This window comes from Methanoculleus receptaculi (assembly GCF_033472595.1).
In the GTDB taxonomy this organism is placed as follows: Archaea; Halobacteriota; Methanomicrobia; order Methanomicrobiales; family Methanoculleaceae; genus Methanoculleus; species Methanoculleus receptaculi.
The window spans coordinates 1,858,927-1,877,542 of the sequence record NZ_CP137642.1; the positions used below are offsets into that span (position 1 = coordinate 1,858,927).

Consider the following 18,616-nt stretch of genomic DNA (forward strand, 5'->3'; position numbering starts at 1 on the left):
GAAAGACGGAGCGGGTCGAGAAAGAATGTCTGCCAGGAGATGCGAGAGACAGGGGAGGTGGGGAGGTTTGCCCCCCTAAGGGCGAATCTCCCTTGATACAGTGCCAGGCGGTCTTCTCCTCACAGGAAAAAACTACATGATGCCCACAAGGCCACATGCATACCAGATGAAAATATCTAGAGGGCCATTTTCATACGAAAAGTGTCCGGTTGAAACGCAGAAGACAGGGGCGGGGGACCGTCAATTTGCGGTGTGCCATCCAGCAGCCTTTGTAGATCATGTTTCCATCCCTGGCACGGTTTCCTACAGGCAATTCACCCACTACCCCCGGCCGATGGTGGATGGCAGCCGGTCATACCACCGGAAAAGGTGGAGAGATTTGAGGTGGATCGTTGACTTGATCTGATCCGTGGATCCAACCCGCGGGTTCCTGCAAATATAAATAGTTGTGTGCGTGATCATAAACACATGGGCAGGAGGATACTTCTTGTGGTCATGGCTGCTGTCCTTGTGCTGGCAGCCGGTTGCACGGGGCTCGGCGGCCCCGAACCAAGGGTCGTGGAGGACTCCGCCACCCAGGACCTCAGTCTTGCCAGAGGACTGGTCTACAACGTGAAAGCGGTGATCCAGAACGATTGGGCCGACGGTGACGTCACCGTGACGGCAAAACTGATCGACAAAGAGAAGGGTTTTGTCCGGGACGAGGTCTCGACAACGATCTTCATCCCCTCAGGGGAGACGAGAGAGGTCAGCCTGACGCTTGATGGAGATGCTGGTCGGGAGTACCAGCACAGCATCGAGTTGAGCTGACACCAGGTTGCCTGACCGGAGGGGGCCTCCCCCCTCTGGCAGGTTTTACCCGCGGTTGCAACAGAAACGGCGGGCCTGACTGATCTTCGGGACGCAACCTCCTATACCTCTATCCAGAGCCAGTCTTATCGACAGGGGGAGAGGCAATCATTGCGCCGGGCAGCGTATAACGAACGGCTTACCCGGTATACCCGACTATCCGGTGGAGATTTTCCGATGGCTCTGCTGAGACTCATCCACCAAAAAAACCACAGATTCTTCGCGAGTTCGATCCAGACCCCGATCCTGTTAGGGGCAACTCATGGAGGATCGAAAGAGATGCGGCACGCGAAGATGCAAAACGCCGATCCTATACCGGCGCGCTTCTTCATGAAGGCAAGCAGATGGTTGTCGTCTGACACCGCTGCCGAAACCTACATTGTGGCGGGGTGTCAAACACCTGAAGAATGAACCGTCGCAGGCAGAAGGAGGTTGCAGGGTTATGTTGATGGATCACAGATATCCGGTCGTCCTCGTCCACGGCTGGCGGAGCCATCCCGGAATATGGAACCACCTCGCCCCAGCACTCCAGGATGCCGGGCTCCCATGCTGGAAGTTTGACCATACCGCAATCCAGGAGAATGGAACGGAGGCGATAGCCCTGGCGTTGCAGGAGTTCATCCGTGCACGCAGGAAGGAGAACGGCTATGGCGGCCCCGTCGACATCGTCTGCCACTCGATGGGAACATGTATCGCCCGTTACCTCCTGGAGTTCATCGACGGCAGCGACCGCGAGGAGGATGTCCGGCTTCTTGTGGGGATCGGCCCTCCGAACAACGGTTCAGCGATGGCCGAGGCCTTCAACGACCCGGAACGGGGCCCGGAGGTGATCCGGCGGCTTGCAGGGGTCTTCTTGCCGCGCGGCTACGACCCCGCGGAAGACCTGATCGTCCAGGAGTTCCGCCCGGGGAGCAGGGTCACCTCGGCGCTCTCGGGGGCAGGCACCCGCGACGATATAGTCTACAGGCTCATTCTGGCCGCAAACCTCACCAAGACACCTGCGTTCTTCCCGGCTTTTGGCGGCAGGACACTTGAGATTGCACCCGGAGAAGGCTGGAGAATGACGTATGCCGGCGACGGCATCGTCCCTCACTCCGACTCGCACCTCCCGGGCGCAGGTGTGGAGATCCTGCCGGCAGACCCGGGCAACCTGGCCAGGCACCCAGAGCGCTACTGCCACATCATGCTGCCACGAAACCCGGAGGTCATCGCACACGTCAGGAACTGCCTCGCCGCCTCTGCAGCGCCTGACGTGCGGACTCCGCCCAGGAGTTGATCGCCCGTTCGAGATCCTCTCCGGCCTTCTTTGCCGCCTGCTGGATATGTTCGTGACCTTCCGGCGTCCCGAGCAGATGCTGGCCTGCGCTTACCAGATCGTCGACCGCCTTTTTGACCGACTGAGATGCCTCATGCAGGTGCTCCTCGACTGTAGGGGCAACCGGTGCCGATTCCGGTTCTGATTCAGGTACCGGGGCCTGGTCAGTAACCCAGCGCCCCTTTACAAAGCGACCTTCACCCTCGCTCATATGCGAGGGTGTGGATCTGCCGGGATAAAAACCTGGCTCTTTGAATCACCTTCTCAACCGGTGAGGGTGCACCGGTTCATCCAGCCGGCGAACTGAGGGACATCAAACCGATACCTGTCCACCCTGATTTGATAGACCTCTCCATTGACGGATTGGGGGAGGGTGGCATCGCCGCGCACCTCCTCCCATCCTGATCCGGGGTTTTGCAAGACGCCATTCCGGAGAGATTGGAAAGGCTGGGGTCGACGAAGGACGTCCCGCCCCCTCTGGAGGGGGCGGGCGGGGACCGCGGAGTGGCCGGGTGGCGGGGGGTTCGACGAAATCCACCGTTCTGCTGAGACGCAGGAGACAGAGGAGGGGGGAACGTCTCCGTTCCCCCCTCCCCGTCAGCCCCACCCCCGATTGGCGATTCCCCATAGATACAGTGCCTGGGAAGGTATCACCACCGTGCCGGAGAGACTCCCTGAAGAATCCTGCTTCCGTCCGCTGGCAAGGCCATCAGGCAATCGCCACGCACTGTCCGCCCCCGACAAGGGGGCGGGGGGTCAGCCGCAAAAGACGCTTCAGCACGCTGGTGATTTGAGGTTCATCAAACCAGGGCACAGCCTGAGGGAACTGGTCAGATGGCCTCGAGCGTTTGAGCCCTCATTGGACCGGATCGTATCCATCAAAAAGCCGTAAGAACTCATCCACCGGTATTTCAAACAGATACCGGTTTGAAACGCTCGGACTATCAGATGTAGAAATGAACAGGGTTGAAGTTCCCGGTGCATGCGCGCGGGCCAATCTCCAGCGGCACCTCTTGTTTCAGGGTGTTCTGCGAACCGCCGCGTTCGTCATGTTCTTCCTTCTTTGCGGTCCCGCTCCCCGGCTCCATCCCGAATGGTGGGATTGAGGTGCGGCAGTATTCTGGAATGGTGGTAAGGTGAGAAGAGAGGAGGTTGCGGCAGAAGAAACTGATGAAAGGACTCACTGCCTCACATCGCCTCTTTGCCGCCAAAGACACTCGATCGCGGTATCCACGATGGCCCCAAGAGCCTCAACACCAAAAGTCTCGGACGACAGAACGATATCGTATGGAGAGAGGTCATCGATCTCGATGCCGTAGTAATTTCGGTATCGTGTGGCTTCTGAGCGCTGCCGATTCTCAGTATAGACCCGGGCCGCCTCCTCATCCATCCCGTCGCGTTCCGCGATCCGCTTTGCCCGGCATTCGGGCGACGCCTTGAGCCAGATCCGGAGATCAGCGTTCACGATCATCCAGCCCGAGAGCCTACCCTCGATGATGATATCATCGGCAGCCCCCCCGATCTCCTTCTGCCGGGCATCGATCATGCGGTCGACCGAAGGATCGCTCTCTGCGAACTTCCCGAATGCCGCGATGTCCATACCGTGCTCCCGCGCAAGTTGCCGGAAGACCTCCCCGGCAGAGATCAGGTCAAACCCGTGTTTTCCGGCAAGGTAGCGTGCAAGCGATGTCGTCCCGCTCCCGGGCGGGCCGCTGATGGTGATCCGCATCAGATCCCACCTATGTTAAGAGACTTGCGGATCACCTGGCTCATCGCAAGCGAACATAGCATATACCAGATTATCCAGGCAGGTATAAACCAAAGTACAGTGGCGGAGAGGCTGACAATCCCTGCAAATGGCATCACGATCCCGGTTGCAATATCAGCCGCTGCCCCGACCGCCGGAAGCCGCAGGAGGATCCAGAAGAAGATCGGAACCGTCAGCAGAAGGATGATCGCCATCGGGACGAACTGCTGCCGGGAGATCTCGAGTTGATCCTGCATCATCTGCTCCTGCTTCTTCTGGAGTTTCTTGATCCGCTTCTCATCCCCGGAGAGCTGCGCCTCCCGGAACTCTTTCTGGAAGACTCGCATCTTCGCCTGCGTCTCCTGCATCTTCTCGTAATCTATGGTGTACTTCTGGACAAGCGATGAATAGAGGCCTGTCAGGCTCGAGAGGATGATGATCATAACGAAGAACGGCACAGCAAACCCCTCGGGATCGATGAGGGGGCCAAGCACCACATCCATTGCTGTACCGATCGTCGTGCGCACCCAGCTGACGCTGTAGGAGAGGAAGACCAGCAGGGTAAAGAGAAGTGCGATCGTGGGGGCTTGCTTCTTCAGGTCAACCATATCGGGTTACCTCAAAACACTCACCAGGTCATCGATGCCCTGCTCAAGCAGGAAATCCTCGTTCCTGACAATTTTGATGGTACAGCCTGTGTACATAGCATATGCCGCAGCAACAGCGCGGTTGAACTCCTGGTGTTGGGCGATCGCACGCGAACCCTCCATGTCACGGGTTCTTGAGGGGTCACCCAGCCGACGCATCAGGATCTGATCGGGGTCGGTCTCCACCAGGACGACGATATCGGGCATAAGTTCACGAAGAACCCATTCGGGCAGTCCGGCAAGAAACCCTGCCGGCGTCTTGACGCTGCTATGGGTATCGATGATAACGTTTGCATCTCCGCTCATGGCGGCGATGCCCGCGGCAGCCTCTTTCTGCAGGCGTTTCTGGACATCCTTACCAAGTTTCCGCATCTCATCGCGATCCGTGACCAGGTTCTCCCTCCTGGCCGCCTCAAACATAAACGTGCCGAAGTTGACTGTCTCATACGCGATGCCCTCGGCCGCCAGCCTCTCCATCGCCCCGTTGATGACGGTGGTCTTCCCGACACCGGGGACGCCGGTTACAACAACTTTCTTTCCCAACGTTATCACTCCAATCCGGGTATTTTTTTCTCTGCAAGATAAATCCGTGCCTCGAAGAGTAATGCCTTTCGGAACCCACCCGGCCCGGCACCATCGAACCGAACTGAAAAATGTTGTTATACGGTCTTGAATGAGGCGGTCAGGACGAGTTCCCGTGGAACTCGACCCAGGTTCTTCCGGAGAGAAATAGTTCTCCGACCCCGCCCGCCGGGCAGGGTCATCATAACTACTCCTTCCCGAAGAACCCGCGCATGAACGGATACATCTCCATGATCTGCTGGCTTGCAATCTCCTCATACAGGCGGTAGGTTATACTCACCGCAAGCAGCAATCCTGTTCCACCGACCGCCCCGATCACACCAAAGAGGTTTGCCACCACCGAGAGGACACCGATAAAGACACCACCGATGACGGTAATCCTGGGGATGTAACGGTCGAGGTACTTCTCCAGCACCTGAATATTCCTCCGGTATCCAGGGATCTGCATCCCGCTCATCTGGATCTGCCGGGCCACCGCCTTCGAGTCGAGACCTGCGGTCTTGACCCAGAAGAGCGCGAATATAGCACCACCGATAACCATCACACCGACATCTATTCCCATCCGAAGCAGGATCTCCCAGGGAGCGTGACCCAGGTCAACGATCCACCACATCCAATCCTGCGGCTGGTTTATTGGAGCGATGTACCACATCAGACCGTTTACCGGCACCTGCCCCTGGAACTCGCCCAGTATCGTGATCCCGGCGTTCGAGAGCAGCATCCCGATCATCTGGATGTTGGCCTGCAGCACGCGGACAAGGATCATGGGAAGAACGCTCGCGTAGATGAGTTTCACCGGGAACCGCGCACGGGCGCCGCGGACAGCGGTATGCGCAAGCGGGATCTCAATACGGGTTGACTCGACATAGACGATGATCATGAAGATGGCGATCGTCGTGACGAGAGCGAGCAGGTCCGTGCCGAAGTACTCAAGGAAGTTCACCCCGGACGTCGCCACCGCAAACAGCCGCGGGAAGAACCCGATCGGGAAGGGATCGGTTCCTGTCTGCCAGTTCAGGAACCCGTTCACGAGACCCTGAGAGACTCCGGCAACGATGAAGAGCCCCACACCCGAACCGATGCCCCACTTGGTGACGACCTCGTCCATGAAGACCACCAGCAATCCGCCAAGGCAGATCTGGAGAAAGATCAGGACCGAGACGATGAACGTGTTCCCGCCAAAGAACTCCGCCGCCACCGCCGGATCGGGCAGCATCATCCCGCCAACGATCATCGGGAGCGCCTCGATCACGATCATCACGAAGATGAGCAGCTTCTGCAGGCCCATGTACATGACCTGCCCGCGGGCTTCACTGGTATCGATCTGCAGGAGTCCGGCACCCTTAAGCAGCTGCAGCACGATCGACGCGGTGACGATCGGCCCGATACCGAGATGCAGAAGCGACCCGCTCGCGCCGGCAAGCAGGGCACGGTACATTCCGAACAGATCCTGTGACTGCGGCGAGAGCCCAAAGATATCGATGTTCGTCAACGTGAAGTAGAGGAGCAGAATCGCAACCGTCCACATAAGTTTGTTCTTAAAATGGACATGCCCCTCCGGGTTTCGGACTGCAGGCATTGCTGCAAGGATGGGTTCAAATCGATCCAGCAGATCTCCCATGGTTTCACCTTAAAAGAGGATCAGACGGTCATTGCCTGACCGCCCATCTCCTCGATCTTTGCCCGGGCCCGTTCCGAGAACGCCCTGGCGGAGATACTCATCCTGTGGGTCACCTGTCCACCGCCGAGCACCTTCTCGATGCCGATCTCGGTGGCATCGAGGGTGATAAGATCACCCTCCCGGGTGGCAAACCCTTCGCTGACCAGTGCCTCGATCATCTGGTCGATATCCCCAACGTCAATGGCGGATACCGGCACGGAAGTCTTGTTGACGAAACCGTGCTTGCCGTTGGATATCTCCCCCCTCAGGTAGAAATGAGAGAAGCGATGATCACGCTGCCCGGCTCTGCCACGTCCACCCCTGTTTCCGGCGCCACGCCGGTTTTTGTGCGTACCACCGCCACATGTCCGTGAACCCCTGTATTTAGATCTCTTGTTTACGGGCATCAGATTCACCTCATCCTGTAGAGGAGATCGTTGATCCGGGGGCCGTAGTAGCCGAGAGCCCCACCCTGCTGAAAGGTTCTCTTGATGGTTTTATAGCCCTTTCGCGGAGGGTGCAGTCTCAGCACCGGTTTGATCTCCACCAGATCAGCAAAACTCGTCTCACCGCTGCAGAGCGCTGCCGCGAACTCGTCGATATCGGCATACGGGGTATGCGCACGGACGTACTCGTCGCTCAGCTTCTCGTCACCGGTAAGCCTGCCGCGGGTGCGCAGCAGCGTGGCAAGGGTCTCCTCATCCACCTCACCGTAGGCCACGAAATCCTTCACCTTACGGATCATGCCCTCGTATGCAGGTGTTTCAGGCACGAGAACACAGTGGTTGACGTGGTGGAGACGGAGCATCTTCAGGGTGTCCCTGATCTCGCGGTTGGTCTTGACCACACCGCGCACCTGTACTACCGCGTACATCACTCCGTACCCCCGATCCTGACCATGTTCGTCTTCCGGAGCGCCTCAAACGTTGCCTTCGCATAGTTGATGGTCGTCCTGGTCTGTCCGCGATTGAACGCCCAGACATCCTTGATCCCCGCAAGCGCCAGCACCTTCTTCGGGATGTCCCCTGTAACCAGCCCGATGCCCTGGGGGGCGGGCTTCAACGTAACACGGACACTGCCTGCCTTCCCTGTCACCTCGAAGGGGATCGAGTGGGCGGCATCACAACCGCATTCCCAGCTCCCGCAGCCGCGGGAGACCTTGATGAGATTCAGTTTTGCATCTGCTATTGCCTTCTGGATCGCGTTACCGACCTGGACGTCCTTGCCCTGACCGAACCCCACGTAACCGTTCCGGTTGCCGACCACCACGGTGGTACGGAACTTCACGCGTCGGCCCGAGTCAGTCATACGCTGGACCATGTTAATGTCCAGCACCTCGTCCTCAAGGTCGGGCAGGAGGATATCCACAATCTGGGGCTCCTTGATCGGCCTGCCGCTTGCGAGCACCTCATCGATACCGGTGACCTCGCCAGCGGCGACCCTGCGCCCGAGGCCGGTGAGCGGGATCCATTCTTCCTCTACGTATGCCATTTTCACACCAGCTCCTTCTTGATGGCCAGAGCCACAGCCTCTACGTTCTCCACCAGGCTGCCAGCCCGATCGGGATCATGCTCGGCAATGTGCGCGCCCCTGAGCCGATCCTCGGCGGGAAGGATCGATTCTCCATAGGGAACGTTAAGACCCGCATCAACTGCCCCTTTGAGGGCGGCAAAGACGCGCGCGCCAGGTTTTGCCCGGGCAAGCCCTATATCCAGGAACGCCTCGCTATAACCCGCGTTCAGCGCCCTGACGCCAAACAGCATCCCCGTAAGGTAGGCTGCCGGTGTGTTCGCACCAGATCCCTCATAACCGTAGCCAGCAAGGTCTGCCGAGTAGGCGGAGACAAGGGTGCGGTCACCCTCAACCCCGGGAACGACCAACTGCACGATGATCTGCCGGTTTGTCTTCCGAACGACCATTCTGGGCATCCCGGATGAGAGAAGCGCCATCCGCTTGTAGTAATCGGTCTTTCCCTCGTGCCGCCTTCGGAAAGGCACAAAGTAACGTGGACCGGTTGCCATTATTCCATCCCTCCTGCCATCATATCAACATGGGATTTCAGGTGCGCAACACTCCGGAACTGTCCTCCGGATGCCCGCCGGTACGTAAGGCGGTAGACGCTGCGGTCGATCGTGCCTTCGTCACGCATCTCGCGCAGGAGGCGGCGCTGAGCCCTGATCTTGCGAATCCATGCACGTTTACCTGGGTTCCTTGATCCGGCCGCACCCTTCCGCCGGCCTGACCCTTTCCGATGACCGTAGGAACGCTTCGCCATACGGGCCCTTGTCCTGCCACGGCTGTTCCCCTTCACGGGGTTTGCCCGGATCGCACCTTCACCAATGAGATCCCGCAGATCCTTCCTGGATATCGCCGCCTCAATATCGGCCTGCCGTTCGGGATCGAACCAGACACGGTTGACCCCGCACTTGAGGATGGCGGCCGCCATTCGTCTCTGGTTGCCGAGATCACTCATCCTCGCTCACCTCTTCCTCGGATGCGACGGCTTCCCCGGCCACGCGGGTGAGATCCTTGGCGTTCAGCACCTTTAACCCCATCTCCATGGCCCTCTCCTGGATCACGCCTCGCTTCCTGTTACCCACAGATCCAGCGATCCGGACGGCCTGAGTCTCAGGGTTCAACCCGTCAAGATCGGCAGGTGAAAAGACCCGCACCTCCTCATACCCACTCGGGTGCATGCCGCGGACTGCGGTCGGCCCCCCATAACCAGGGCCGGGAAGGGCGCCTTTTGCCCTAAACTGCCGTCTCTGTTTGTTATGCAGACCACGCGGGCGCCTCCAGACATCTGCCAGTTTCACCTTCCGATGAAGCCCCCGCCTCTTGAAGGCTGGCTTATTGTGACTGGTGCGGACGCGGATCAATCTTCTCTTTTCATCCATGATTCTCACGCCCTCTCGGTGATGTAGATACCATCCTGGAACACCCTTGGATCGCGCTTCCTGATCCTGGTTGCATGCTCGATGTTTGCGGCTGTGTTGCCAACCTTCTCCTTGTCGATACCGGTGAGAACCACCTCGTCGTTTCCGAGGTTTACAGTGACACCGTCCAGGATCTTTGCCGACCTTGGTTGTTTCTCGCCAAGGAAGTTGTTGATCTCAAGACGGTCGCCCTTCAACTTGAGCTGAATCGGAAAGTGACTGTATACAACCTTCATCCGGTACTCGTAGCCCTCAACAACACCCCGGATCATGTTCTCTGCGTGAGCTTCAAGCGTGCCGCTCATGGCAAGGAACCGCTTCTTGTCAGACGCGGTCGAGATGACAATAAAGCCATCCTCGATCCCGAGGTCAATCTGCGGGAAGCGCATATCGCGGACCAATCTGCCCTTCGGCCCGGAGACGGTGAGCACCCCGCCTTCGAGCGTGATGTTCACGCCGGAAGGGATCCTGACCTTTCGTGTTATTCCCATACTCTCGCCCTCCATCAGTAGACGTATCCCAGCAGTTCTCCGCCGATACCCTCATTCCGCGCCTGCGTGTGGGAAATGACACCTTTTGAGGTTGAGATGATCAGGATGCCGAAGTTCTTCGCCGGAAGGTACTGCGACTCCCAGTACTCCATCTCGGCCATCGCCACCGGAAACCTCGGGGTGATCGCGCCGCATTTATTGATCGTGCCGGAGATCTGGACCCGAAACTGGCCGCCACGACCGTCATCGATAAACTCAAACCCGTTGATAAAGCCGTTTTCCTGCATAACGCGGAGCATAGCACCGAGTAACTTGCTGGCGGGCTCAACAATGACCTCGCTCTTTCCAGCATCACTGGCATTCTTAATCGCACACATCGCGTCGGCGATTGGATTCAGTCGTGCCATATTCTCCACCCCTAGTTCATCTTCTTAAAGCCCATCTTCCTTGCATTCTCACGGAAGCACTGACGGCAGAAGTAGATGCCATACTTGCGTACAAGCCCCTGCTTCCGGCCACAGATACGGCACTCGTTCGCCCCGCGGCCAAATTTCTTGACGCCCTTGCCAGATGCGGGCGCTCCTGATTCTTCAGCCATGCCTTAAACCTCCACCAGGTAGCGCTCGCGCATGAACGCGAGGGCATCATCTCTGCTCACTTTCTGCGTCTCTGGCAGTTTCCTTCGCTCGATTCGCCGGCGTGCAACCCGCACACCCTTGTGCTCTAGCACCACATTGATGTCCATCCCATAGATACCGACCATCGGATCGTAGGACATGCCCGGAAAATCGGTATGCTCCTCGATCCCAAATGAGACATTCCCGGTCAGGTCAAACTGTGATGGCGCCAGTCGCCTATCGATTATATCAAGGGCGGTCGTGATGAACTTCTCGGCGTTCTCGCGGCGCAGCGTAACCTTGCAGCCTATGGGTGCCCCTTTACGGATACCAAACGCCGGCTGGGTCCGCTTTGCTATGGTGCGGACAGGTTTCTGGCCGGTGATCTGCTGCAGGATCTTCTCCGCCTTGACCAGCCTCTCACCGCTCTCTCCAACACCCATATGAACGACGACCTTATCGATGTAGATCTCCTGCATAGGATTGCTCATGCTGAGACCACCTCCAGTTCAGGCGCAATCGCGGAGCGACCGACCATAAAGATATAGTCCTCAATAGTCTCGAAGCGTTCATCGGTCGCATCATCCACCAGGACAACACGATTCGGGAGGGGGCTTGCCGTCCGGATTATCTCGACGATCCTGCCTACCTTGCCAGAGTGTTTCCCACCTATGATCATGGCCACGTTCCCTTCTGCAAAGGGGAAGTGATCGACGATCCGGAAACGCTCCTCGCCATCTGTTCCGAGTGTCACCACAATGGAATCTGTTGTCCTGTAGGTATTGTCGGCCAGGATATTTGCGCCAAAGGCAAGATTCAACTGCACCCTGCCTCCGCTGAGAGTCGTCTTGTCCCGGATCCTGCAGAGACGGGTCTTTGCAGACTCCGCAGAGATCTCGACAGCGGTGTAGTTGCCCCGCTTGTCCAGCTGGATACGGTAATGCTTCCCGATCTTCGGAATGGAGACTATGTCAAAGACGCCAAGGCCCATCTGCGGGTTCTTGCAGGCCCGACCGTTGACGATGACGTCCTGCTGGTGCAGGATCTTCCGCACCTCGCTCGTGTTCTGGGCGATGCCAATGTGCTCACGGAGCCAGACACCGACCGGAAGGGCACCGGCGTTGTGCGGACCGGGCGCGGTCTTCATGACAAATTTGTTTGTTTTTGCCGGAACACGCCATGACCGCGGCGCTGCCAGCCGCTTGAGATGCCCGGACATTATGCACCACCACCAAGTCTCTCTTCACGCAGTCTGTCTTTCAGGTTGAGCTTCGTGATCTGGACATTTGATGGATCAACCGGTCTTGGAACCTCAGTCCCATCGGCCTTCGTCACCATCACACCGTGGACCACCAGGCGGCACGCCTTCACATCCACCGCATCGACGATACCTTCATCACCAGCGAAGTCTCCACGCAAAACCTTCACGGTGTCGCCGCTGACCACACGAACCCGGCGGGTGCTGTACTTCTCCCGGAGTTCAGGAGAGAGAGGGGCGGTGAGGAACCTCCCCCTGGTGTGGTTTGGGGCGTTATACCGTGCTTTACGCTGTTTCCTTGGCTGTTTGCTTGTTATTCGGACCATCCTTACCACACCTTACACTATCATCGTCGCCATGGAGACGATCTTCGGGAAACGCTCCGCGATCTCGCGCGGAACCGGGCCCTTGATCTCGGTTCCCTTCGGCTCTCCGCGCTCGTTGATGAGCACCATGGCATTGTCCTCGAACGAGAGCCGGATGCCGTTTGGACGACGGATCTCCTTCTTCTGCCTGATGACCACCGCCTTCTCAAGTTTGCGCCGCATATCGGGAGTACCTTTCTTGACGCTCACGGTCGCGATATCGCCAATGCCCAGGCAGGGCTGCCGCCGCCGAACACCATGGTAACCGTCGACCGAGATCACCTCCACAACCCGTGCACCGGTGTTGTCCGAGCAGACCATCCTGGAACCGGTGGCAAGGGCACGCGGGATCTTCGCCTGCATCGCCTTCATTCTTTCATCACCTCAACCACAACAAAGTTCTTGGTCTTTGACAGCGGACGGCATTCCGCGATCCTGACCTGATCGCCCACCCTGGCATTGAGACAGGGCGTGTTGTGGGCGTGGTATCTCGACCGGCGCTTCTCGTAGCGATTGTACTTCTTGACGTAGTGGAGATACTCACGCTCCACAACAACAGTAGCGTTCATACGATCGCTCACGACTTTGCCGGTAATCACCTGGCCGCGTACCGGCAAAGTGCCGTGAAACGGACAATTTGCGTCCTCGCACTCCTTTTCCGGAATGGGGACGCCCAACCCAATGTTTCGTGCCATTATTCATCCTCGATTATTTAATGCGCATGCTGATCCGCCGTTCCGGCTGCATCTCGATACTCGACCCATCAATATCGACTGTCGTGCCATCGGGAAGCCAAAGGCGGAAGACGCTTAACCGCTTCGGTATACGTTTTTCCCCTCGCCCGGTCTGGATGAGCAGGGTGTTTCTGGTCTCACCAACGATGCGACCGGACAGCCCCACATGAGCTGGGTTGCTCGCACGAGCTACCAGAACATCCAGGCCGATCAGTTCGTGCCGCAGGATGTTCCGGGAAGAGATCATGCACTCCTCCGTCGTGCGTTCTGTTCGGTCTTGATCCGTGCGATCGTCCTCCGGATCTCGCGGATTCTCCCCGGATCCTCGGTGGCGCCGCCTGCACCGACCTTGCCCCGCTCCTGCATAAGTTCAAGAGAGAGTTTCTGCTCCTGTTCGAGGAGTTCGATATCGGAGAACTGCCTCACTTCGTGTGTACGAAAGATTGCCATTTATATCTCCTCCTCGTAATCGTCCTCAGGCATCTCCTCAAACTCATCTTCATCAGCATTCTCAACCACCGGGGGCTGCGCCGGAATTCCCCTGGGCTCAGGCTCGATAATTTCGAAAGTATCGGGAAGTTTTGCATCAGGCGGAACGATCTTTACCTGAACACCGATGATGCCAAGTTTCTTTATCGCAATTGCATAGCCCTTCTCGACGATCGTCTCACTGGGTTCGCCGCAGTGCTTGACGTAGCCCTCAATAAACTTCTGGGTTCTTGAGCGAGCGCCGGTCAGTTTCCCGGCGACGACAACCTCGCAACCGAGAGCGCCGGAATCCATCACACGCCGGATTGTGCTCTGCCCCGCCTTCCTGAAGTACCACCCGCGCTCAAGAGCGTTTGCCAGCCTTTCCGCCATGATCTGAGCATTAAAAGTGGGATTCTGAACCTGTTGAACCTCTACCTGTGGTGACTCGATCCCATAGACGCTTGCAAGGTCCTGAGTGAGCTGGCGTACCTGTTTGCCGCCCTTCCCGATCACTATACCGGGCTTCTCCGCAAAGATGGTAACCTGGGTGCCGAGCGGTGTCCGGGTTATATCCATGCCACCGTATCCAGCTCGCTTGAGTTCCTTCATGAGAAACTTCTCAACCCGGACGTTGCGCACGCCATCCGCAATAAATCTCTTCTCGATTGCCATTACGCCACCTCGGTCACGATGATCTCGATGTTCACGGTCTCACGGCGCTTCGGGGTGGCGCGGCCCATCGCACGCGGAAAGAATGCCCTGAAACCACGGCCCCGGTTGGCCGCTACGTGCTCGATCCGGAGGTTTGTGGAATCAAGGCCGATGTACTCAGCATTCTTCTCGACTGACTCGATCAGCCGGATGTAGGCCTCGGCGGCCTTCACCGGATACCTACCGGCAGGCCATTTTGAAAGACCGCGTTTGTGAGCGACGTTCCTCTTGAATCGCTTGAACGGGATGGGCTTCTTCAGCGCCACAACGTCTGCGAGGTAAGCCTTCGCCTCAGAGGTGGTCATGTTCCGGATGAACCTGGCAATCTCAATCGAGTGTTTGGGAGAGACGGGAATTTCGTTCGCCTTTGCTCTAGCAACGTTCTCGCCTTCAATCTCTGTTGAATAACCTGTTCTTGCCATTTCCATCACTTCAGCGGGACATACTTGCTCGAACGGGTCGCACCGATACCGGCGCTGCCGTGGGAGACCTTCTTACGGGTCAATGCAAACTCTCCAAGATAGTGGAAGACCGCCTCTGGCTGGATCTCAACCTTCTGAAACTCTTTCCCGTTGTGGATCTCGATGGTCTTTCCGACCATCTCGGGCATGATGACCATATCGCGCAGATGAGTGCGGAGTGGTGCCGCTCCAGACCGAATATCGGTAAGGAGTTTCTCTTGCTCCCGGGAGAGACCCCTGTTAAACTTCCTGCGCACCCTGGCCGGCATTAGCGGCAGCAGTTCTGATAGCGCCATCTGCTGCAGGTCCGCAATGGAGTGGCCGCGATAGGTGAACTCTTCGCGCCGCCGCGGCATCCGCTTCTGTGTTTTCTTTGCCATGCTTCACACCTCACTTCTTCCACTTACCGGTTCTCCTGGCGGCAATATGCCCGACCTTCCTGCCCGGAGGTGTGCCGCTGGAGACGGTCTTTGGCCGTCCGCAGTGCTGGTGCCCACCGCCACCGAAGGGGTGGTCGATGACGTTCATGCAGACACCCTTGACACGGGGCCACTTCTCGGCGGATGATCTGACGTGGAAGTACTTCTTTCCTGCCTTGACGAATGGTTTTTCGCCGCGTCCGCCACCGGCAACGATACCGACGGTTGCCATACAGCCGCCGTTGAACCACTTGTTCTTGCCACTCGGCATCCGGACACCGACTCTGCCGTCATCGGCCTTGCCGATGACAAGCGCCTGGACACCACTTGAACGGACAAACTTGCCGCCGTCGTCTGGACGGGCCTCGATGTTGCAGACGTATACACCGACCGGAATCTCTCGAAGCGGGAGGGTGTTGCCGTTCTTCACAGCGCCACCGCTGCCCCAGGAGACTGTATCCCCGACACCCAGTCCTTCTGTAGCGAGCATGTAGACCTTCTCGCCGTCCTCAAGCCGTGCAAGTGCAATCGGGGCATGACGGGCGGGATCGTGTTCTATATCGACGATAAGTCCCTTGATGAGGGAATCATTCTTTCCTGCATGCCGCAGCGGCGCCTTGTACCGGTGCGAGGGTGCACGATATGTTGGACCGCCCTTTCCGCGGTTCTGCGCTATAATCCTGTGTGCCATCGTCCACCACCTTACATTATTCCAAGCCGGCTGAGGATCTCTTCAGCCGCTTTCGCGTCCGCAAACGATACAGTGGCCTTTTTCTGGCCCTTTGTGGTCATCATTGTGCGGACACTCCTCACTTCCTGCTCGAAGGCTGACTCCAGCGCGCGTCTGATATCCTGCTTGGTGGCATTCCTCTCCACGATGAACTGGAGTTCGTTCCCACCTTCGACCATCAGCATCGCTTTTTCTGTGACAAACGGGCGTTTCAATACCATGAGAACTCCTCCAGTCTCCTGATTGCAGATTCAGTCCAGACCGTAAGACGTCCGGCCTGCGTGCCTGGCGCCAGCAGCTCGGTGTTGAGCTGGTTTACGGCCACGGCGTCGACACCCGCAAGGTTTCTGGCCGCACGGAGCGGTTCGGTGCCGGTGACGATGAGAATGCTCTTGCGCTGCTTGTAGCGGCGGCCACGCATCGTTCCCCGGCCAGCACGGACTTTCCGGCTGCCCTTCGCCCTCTCCACGTCGGCGTAGATGCCTAACGCCGAGAGCGCGGCGATTACGTCGCTTGTCCGGGTGAGATCCTCAAACCGGTCTTCCATGACCAGCGGGAGGCTGCCATCAAAGAGGTGCCCGCGCGCCCGCACGAGATCAGGGTGGGTGCTGGCGGCGATGGCGGACCTGAGAGCCTTGCGCTTCTCTTTCCGGTTGATCTGCCTGACAAGAACCTTCTCGACCTTCGGCGGATGCGCCGCGCGGCCACCGGTTGCCTGCGGGACCCTGGCAGCCCTGCTGCCGTTCTTTATGCGCGGTATCTGAGCAACGCCGCGGCCGCTTCCCCAGGACTCTGCAGAGGTGCGTATGCCGGCATACGGGTTCGTCCCGTGCGGCTGGAACCTGGTGCTCTGGAGTGCAATAACCGCCCGCTTTATCAGATCGGGCCTGTAATCCTCGCCAAATACCGCCGGGAGATCTATCTCATGAGCGATCTCGCCTGTCAATGTTCGAACCTGTGCTTTCATCGCTGATCACCCCTGCTGGCTCTGCACGCTGATGTGACCGATCGCCGGCGTGCGGACAACGTGTTCACCCTGTCGTATCGCGGAGCGTATCCTGACCAGCCGCTTGCTTGGCCCGGGCACAGAACCCTTGATCAGCACATATGGGCCGCGCACGACGCCATACTGCAGGAACCCGCCTGCAGGTGTGATATCGTTGCTGTCTGCGCCGATCTTCAAAATCCGCTTGTTGAACTCGGTACGCTGCTGGTAGCCCATCTGACCCATCTGGGGCACCTGCCACCTGACGTGATGCGGGTTCCACGGGCCAAGGTTACCTATGTGACGTTTCTTGCCACCACGGGAGTGTTTCCGCTTCCTGACCTGAACACCCCAGCGCCGGACGGGACCTTCGGTACCCTTGCCGGTGGTGACGGCGGTGACATCGACATACTCGCCGGCCTCGAAATGGTCAGAGATCGCGATCTCCCCGCCAAGGATATCTGCAGCGTATGCGATCTGATCTTCAAGGCTCCCCCCCGCGATACGCATCTCCATAATATCCGGGACCTTCTTCGGGACACCGGTGATCTCCGCTGGCCTGGTGTAGGTCAGAGCGTAGAGTTCAACTACACGGCCTTCGCTGATGGCGGTTTTGATGGCGCCAAGGGCGGCGGCGGTATCATGGTTCTTCGGGAGATTGATCCTGCGGGATACCTCCCTGTCAAGATCAGTCGCCCACGCCTCGGTCAGTGCACGCTTACCATAGGAATCCTCGGTGTATGCGCGCACGCCTGCCACCCGCATGGGCGGGACCTCAACAACGGTCACCGGCACCATCACATCCCTGCCTTCGGTAGGGCTGCTCTTGTGGTCATCGACCATGATGACGTGGGTCATCCCCACTTTGTAACCTGCAAATCCCTGCACTGCCGGGGTTCCCGTGTAATCGGGCCATGAGCCGTATCGGGGAACCGGGCTTTTCGCCCGCTTTCTCGGGCTATACGCGAGGGATCCTCTGCGTGGTCTGTTAATCTTGGGCATGTTTCAATCAACCCTTCGTGGTTATAGCGTGACGCACCACTCTGTTGCAGAGCGATGCCTGCGCCAGGCTTCCGTGCCGGACGTGCCGGCATGGCAACCCTTCCGGCCAACCCGGAAACTGTGGGGTGGAAGGGAAACAGTTGACGGAAGGTAGCAGAGCATGGAGAATACAAAGAGAACAATCTCCGAATATCCTGCCGCTCTCTGCTACAGCCCCGGTGTGCACCGGGTCCACTCCAGTCGTCGCTAATAGATCCTGACTCTCTGACGCTCCCGGGAGGATTTATCCCGGAAACCGGGCGCGCTGCACTGGCGTTGGCCCAGCGTCTCGATCAGATCCAGCTCCTGTCGTCCCGTTGTGCCAAGCACAACTCCATATCGACACCTGCCCTCCGTAAGGAGGGTTCAATCTCCACTGTGCCTGATACCTCCCGCACCACACCGCGCGCCCAAAACATGTACAATACATTGTTTTGAGGTGTTCCAGGAATCGAAGGCACATACTGCACCTGCTGCGCCCGGATCCATGTGGTGTTGTGCAGAGCGGTTTCTTAATCTTTCTTTAAAATTAGATATAAACCTTGTTATGGGGCATATCACAACCCCTCCTGGAACACCGCCTTTACACAGGGCCTG

General features: G+C 58.2%; 31 protein-coding genes. 2 read left to right on the forward strand and 29 right to left on the reverse strand.

The window, feature by feature from the left end:
• Positions 1–468: 468 nt before the first annotated feature.
• Together R6Y96_RS09675 and R6Y96_RS09680 are read left to right on the forward strand one after the other, a co-directional pair.
• The gene (locus tag R6Y96_RS09675; protein ID WP_318621205.1) at positions 469–810 is read left to right on the forward strand and encodes a hypothetical protein; all 342 of its coding nucleotides are present in this window, start codon (positions 469–471) and stop codon (positions 808–810) included.
• A gap of 487 nt (positions 811–1,297) precedes the next feature.
• Positions 1,298–2,125 (forward strand): esterase/lipase family protein, encoded by an 828-nt coding sequence (locus R6Y96_RS09680; RefSeq protein ID WP_318621207.1) that lies wholly within the window; start codon positions 1,298–1,300, stop codon positions 2,123–2,125.
• On the opposite strand, the gene R6Y96_RS09685 is transcribed toward R6Y96_RS09680, so the two are convergent.
• The 29 genes from R6Y96_RS09685 to R6Y96_RS09825 all read right to left on the reverse strand — a co-directional run bounded on the left by R6Y96_RS09685 (position 2,067) and on the right by R6Y96_RS09825 (position 17,980).
• Complete coding sequence (locus R6Y96_RS09685; RefSeq protein ID WP_318621209.1) at positions 2,067–2,375, reverse strand: hypothetical protein; 309 nt, start codon at positions 2,373–2,375, stop codon at positions 2,067–2,069. The two genes, R6Y96_RS09680 and R6Y96_RS09685, sit on opposite strands and share 59 nt — an antisense overlap.
• A 733-nt stretch (positions 2,376–3,108) precedes the next feature.
• Positions 3,109–3,348, reverse strand: a complete 240-nt coding sequence (locus R6Y96_RS09690) for a hypothetical protein (protein WP_318621210.1) — start codon at positions 3,346–3,348, stop codon at positions 3,109–3,111.
• Positions 3,345–3,893, reverse strand: coding sequence for a (d)CMP kinase (cmk, locus tag R6Y96_RS09695; RefSeq protein WP_318621212.1), 549 nt, complete (start codon positions 3,891–3,893; stop codon positions 3,345–3,347). Before cmk ends, R6Y96_RS09690 begins: the two co-directional genes overlap by 4 nt.
• Positions 3,893–4,519, reverse strand: coding sequence for a DUF106 domain-containing protein (locus R6Y96_RS09700; protein WP_318621214.1), 627 nt, complete (start codon positions 4,517–4,519; stop codon positions 3,893–3,895). Before R6Y96_RS09700 ends, cmk begins: the two co-directional genes overlap by 1 nt.
• Before the next feature lie 6 nt (positions 4,520–4,525).
• Positions 4,526–5,101 carry an adenylate kinase gene (locus R6Y96_RS09705; protein WP_318621215.1) on the reverse strand — a complete coding sequence of 192 codons (576 nt, stop codon included), beginning with the start codon at positions 5,099–5,101 and terminating at the stop codon, positions 4,526–4,528.
• Positions 5,102–5,327: 226 nt separating this feature from the next.
• Positions 5,328–6,761: a preprotein translocase subunit SecY gene (secY, locus tag R6Y96_RS09710; RefSeq protein WP_318621216.1), complete on the reverse strand. Its 1,434-nt coding sequence runs from the start codon at positions 6,759–6,761 to the stop codon at positions 5,328–5,330.
• A 20-nt stretch (positions 6,762–6,781) separates the two neighbouring features.
• A complete protein-coding gene (locus R6Y96_RS09715; protein WP_214022250.1) occupies positions 6,782–7,207 on the reverse strand; it encodes an uL15m family ribosomal protein in 426 nt (141 codons plus the stop codon).
• 5 nt (positions 7,208–7,212) lie between these two features.
• Entirely contained in the window at positions 7,213–7,674 is a 462-nt protein-coding gene (locus tag R6Y96_RS09720) for a 50S ribosomal protein L30 (protein ID WP_318621217.1), read from the reverse strand.
• Complete coding sequence (locus tag R6Y96_RS09725; protein WP_318621218.1) at positions 7,674–8,291, reverse strand: 30S ribosomal protein S5; 618 nt, start codon at positions 8,289–8,291, stop codon at positions 7,674–7,676. Before R6Y96_RS09725 ends, R6Y96_RS09720 begins: the two co-directional genes overlap by 1 nt.
• Positions 8,292–8,293: 2 nt before the next feature.
• Positions 8,294–8,821 carry a 50S ribosomal protein L18 gene (locus R6Y96_RS09730; RefSeq protein ID WP_318621219.1) on the reverse strand — a complete coding sequence of 176 codons (528 nt, stop codon included), beginning with the start codon at positions 8,819–8,821 and terminating at the stop codon, positions 8,294–8,296.
• A complete protein-coding gene (locus R6Y96_RS09735; RefSeq protein WP_318621220.1) occupies positions 8,821–9,273 on the reverse strand; it encodes a 50S ribosomal protein L19e in 453 nt (150 codons plus the stop codon). Before R6Y96_RS09735 ends, R6Y96_RS09730 begins: the two co-directional genes overlap by 1 nt.
• Complete coding sequence (locus R6Y96_RS09740; RefSeq protein ID WP_318621221.1) at positions 9,266–9,697, reverse strand: 50S ribosomal protein L32e; 432 nt, start codon at positions 9,695–9,697, stop codon at positions 9,266–9,268. Before R6Y96_RS09740 ends, R6Y96_RS09735 begins: the two co-directional genes overlap by 8 nt.
• Positions 9,698–9,702: 5 nt before the next feature.
• Positions 9,703–10,227 carry a 50S ribosomal protein L6 gene (locus tag R6Y96_RS09745; RefSeq protein ID WP_318621222.1) on the reverse strand — a complete coding sequence of 175 codons (525 nt, stop codon included), beginning with the start codon at positions 10,225–10,227 and terminating at the stop codon, positions 9,703–9,705.
• Between the two features lie 14 nt (positions 10,228–10,241).
• The gene (locus tag R6Y96_RS09750) at positions 10,242–10,634 is read right to left on the reverse strand and encodes a 30S ribosomal protein S8 (RefSeq protein WP_214022243.1); all 393 of its coding nucleotides are present in this window, start codon (positions 10,632–10,634) and stop codon (positions 10,242–10,244) included.
• 11 nt (positions 10,635–10,645) lie between these two features.
• The gene (locus R6Y96_RS09755; RefSeq protein ID WP_318621223.1) at positions 10,646–10,825 is read right to left on the reverse strand and encodes a 30S ribosomal protein S14; all 180 of its coding nucleotides are present in this window, start codon (positions 10,823–10,825) and stop codon (positions 10,646–10,648) included.
• Positions 10,826–10,828: 3 nt separating this feature from the next.
• On the reverse strand, positions 10,829–11,335 hold the full coding sequence (locus tag R6Y96_RS09760) for a 50S ribosomal protein L5 (RefSeq protein WP_318621224.1): 507 nt from the start codon (positions 11,333–11,335) through the stop codon (positions 10,829–10,831).
• Positions 11,332–12,063, reverse strand: a complete 732-nt coding sequence (locus R6Y96_RS09765; RefSeq protein ID WP_318621225.1) for a 30S ribosomal protein S4e — start codon at positions 12,061–12,063, stop codon at positions 11,332–11,334. Before R6Y96_RS09765 ends, R6Y96_RS09760 begins: the two co-directional genes overlap by 4 nt.
• Positions 12,063–12,428, reverse strand: a complete 366-nt coding sequence (rplX, locus tag R6Y96_RS09770; protein ID WP_318621226.1) for a 50S ribosomal protein L24 — start codon at positions 12,426–12,428, stop codon at positions 12,063–12,065. The genes R6Y96_RS09765 and rplX overlap by 1 nt, the downstream gene beginning before the upstream one ends.
• Positions 12,429–12,440: 12 nt before the next feature.
• Positions 12,441–12,839: a 50S ribosomal protein L14 gene (gene rpl14p, locus R6Y96_RS09775; protein ID WP_318621228.1), complete on the reverse strand. Its 399-nt coding sequence runs from the start codon at positions 12,837–12,839 to the stop codon at positions 12,441–12,443.
• Positions 12,836–13,162 carry a 30S ribosomal protein S17 gene (locus R6Y96_RS09780; RefSeq protein WP_318621229.1) on the reverse strand — a complete coding sequence of 109 codons (327 nt, stop codon included), beginning with the start codon at positions 13,160–13,162 and terminating at the stop codon, positions 12,836–12,838. Before R6Y96_RS09780 ends, rpl14p begins: the two co-directional genes overlap by 4 nt.
• Positions 13,163–13,175: 13 nt before the next feature.
• Positions 13,176–13,448 (reverse strand): ribonuclease P protein component 1, encoded by a 273-nt coding sequence (locus tag R6Y96_RS09785; RefSeq protein ID WP_318621230.1) that lies wholly within the window; start codon positions 13,446–13,448, stop codon positions 13,176–13,178.
• Positions 13,445–13,651, reverse strand: a complete 207-nt coding sequence (gene rpmC / locus R6Y96_RS09790; RefSeq protein WP_318621231.1) for a 50S ribosomal protein L29 — start codon at positions 13,649–13,651, stop codon at positions 13,445–13,447. Before rpmC ends, R6Y96_RS09785 begins: the two co-directional genes overlap by 4 nt.
• Positions 13,652–14,344: a 30S ribosomal protein S3 gene (locus R6Y96_RS09795; protein WP_318621233.1), complete on the reverse strand. Its 693-nt coding sequence runs from the start codon at positions 14,342–14,344 to the stop codon at positions 13,652–13,654.
• On the reverse strand, positions 14,344–14,805 hold the full coding sequence (locus R6Y96_RS09800) for a 50S ribosomal protein L22 (protein WP_318621234.1): 462 nt from the start codon (positions 14,803–14,805) through the stop codon (positions 14,344–14,346). The genes R6Y96_RS09795 and R6Y96_RS09800 overlap by 1 nt, the downstream gene beginning before the upstream one ends.
• 5 nt (positions 14,806–14,810) lie before the next feature.
• Positions 14,811–15,224, reverse strand: a complete 414-nt coding sequence (locus R6Y96_RS09805; protein WP_318621235.1) for a 30S ribosomal protein S19 — start codon at positions 15,222–15,224, stop codon at positions 14,811–14,813.
• A gap of 10 nt (positions 15,225–15,234) precedes the next feature.
• Positions 15,235–15,954, reverse strand: coding sequence for a 50S ribosomal protein L2 (locus R6Y96_RS09810; protein ID WP_318621236.1), 720 nt, complete (start codon positions 15,952–15,954; stop codon positions 15,235–15,237).
• A gap of 11 nt (positions 15,955–15,965) precedes the next feature.
• The gene (locus tag R6Y96_RS09815) at positions 15,966–16,214 is read right to left on the reverse strand and encodes a 50S ribosomal protein L23 (RefSeq protein ID WP_318621237.1); all 249 of its coding nucleotides are present in this window, start codon (positions 16,212–16,214) and stop codon (positions 15,966–15,968) included.
• A complete protein-coding gene (gene rpl4p, locus R6Y96_RS09820; RefSeq protein ID WP_318621238.1) occupies positions 16,205–16,960 on the reverse strand; it encodes a 50S ribosomal protein L4 in 756 nt (251 codons plus the stop codon). Before rpl4p ends, R6Y96_RS09815 begins: the two co-directional genes overlap by 10 nt.
• A gap of 6 nt (positions 16,961–16,966) precedes the next feature.
• Positions 16,967–17,980: a 50S ribosomal protein L3 gene (locus R6Y96_RS09825; RefSeq protein ID WP_318621239.1), complete on the reverse strand. Its 1,014-nt coding sequence runs from the start codon at positions 17,978–17,980 to the stop codon at positions 16,967–16,969.
• Positions 17,981–18,616 lie beyond the last annotated feature (636 nt).